Raw genomic sequence first — 1,016 nt, 5'->3', positions numbered from 1 at the left:
TTCTGGATTAAGACTGTGTGACCGCATTTGATATGTCCTAATTCATGGGCTATAACTGTACGGATTTCTTCTTCACTGAGTAAATCTAATAAGCCAGTGTAGAGTACTAAGTATGGATGTTCTTGACCTAAAGCATAACTATTTACTTGGGGGTTTTGACTGATAAAGAGAATCGGTTCTGGATGTATGTCTAAATCCCTAACGCATTCTCTAAAAATGTGGTAAATCGTAGAATACTGTCGTGGTCCAACCTTGATGCTATTGCCCATTAAATATACCAACTGCGGACGTTCGTAGATGAATTCGACAAATTTACTAGCCACTAAGTCAAACCCAGGAACATTACGCAAGGCTTGCTCTGCTTGTTGATCCAGAGGGTGCTTGAAGGCTTCGCTAGAAATTCCGGTATAGGTAGGCATAGGATTGCTAATGCTTGCAATGGCTCTTAGACAGGATAAAACCTGATTCATCGTAAAACCTCCAGGAGGTAGATTAATCTATCACAAGGGATGGTTTATAGTTCATTGTTCATGGTTTATAGTTTATGGTTTTCTGCAATTAACAACGACTATACACAAGATTATTTATTTATAAGTTAATTTATGTTAAGCTATTGTGTGGAGTAGCTAAGGATTGTTAAGACTGTGGCTGAAGACTCCATTAGGGTCTATCTCTCAAAAGATAAAAAACTGCGCTTTAAGTCTACTTGTGTCCTTAAAGATAGGGACATGAGTGAAGTGATTAATGAATTAATAGACCAGTGGCTAGAACAAAATGATACCTTGCAGCAACAGGAGAAGTAATCTATGGTTCATAGTTCATAGTTGATGGTTGATGGTTCATGGGATTGGTATTCGGCACTTGTGGAATACTTTCCAATGAACCATCAATAATGTTTACTGCTACACTTTCTGAGTGTGCCAAAATGAACCCAAGTATCTTGATTGGCAAATCATGGCTTGGGAACCCCAGAAGCAATTGCAAGGCGATAGATACACTATCAAGAAGGTGATAGA

3 protein-coding genes are annotated in these 1,016 nt (G+C 38.5%); 1 reads left to right on the top strand and 2 read right to left on the bottom strand.

Going from position 1 to position 1,016, the window contains the following annotated elements; genetic code table 11:
• A partial coding sequence (locus tag F6K23_RS41295) for a M48 family metallopeptidase (RefSeq protein ID WP_293167109.1) occupies window positions 1–419 on the bottom strand: 419 nt, incomplete at its 3' end.
• 225 nt (window positions 420–644) lie between these two features.
• Between F6K23_RS41295 and F6K23_RS41290 the strand changes: the two genes are divergently transcribed.
• Window positions 645–803: a plasmid partition protein ParG gene (locus tag F6K23_RS41290; RefSeq protein ID WP_293167107.1), complete on the top strand. Its 159-nt coding sequence runs from the start codon at window positions 645–647 to the stop codon at window positions 801–803.
• Window position 804: 1 nt separating this feature from the next.
• Here the strand turns inward: F6K23_RS41290 and F6K23_RS41285 are convergent.
• A partial coding sequence (locus F6K23_RS41285; protein WP_293167105.1) for a hypothetical protein occupies window positions 805–1,016 on the bottom strand: 212 nt, incomplete at its 5' end.

It is taken from the genome of Okeania sp. SIO2C9, from assembly GCF_010672455.1.
In the GTDB taxonomy this organism is placed as follows: Bacteria; Cyanobacteriota; Cyanobacteriia; order Cyanobacteriales; family Microcoleaceae; genus Okeania.
This window is presented reverse-complemented; position numbering and strand designations above follow the sequence as displayed.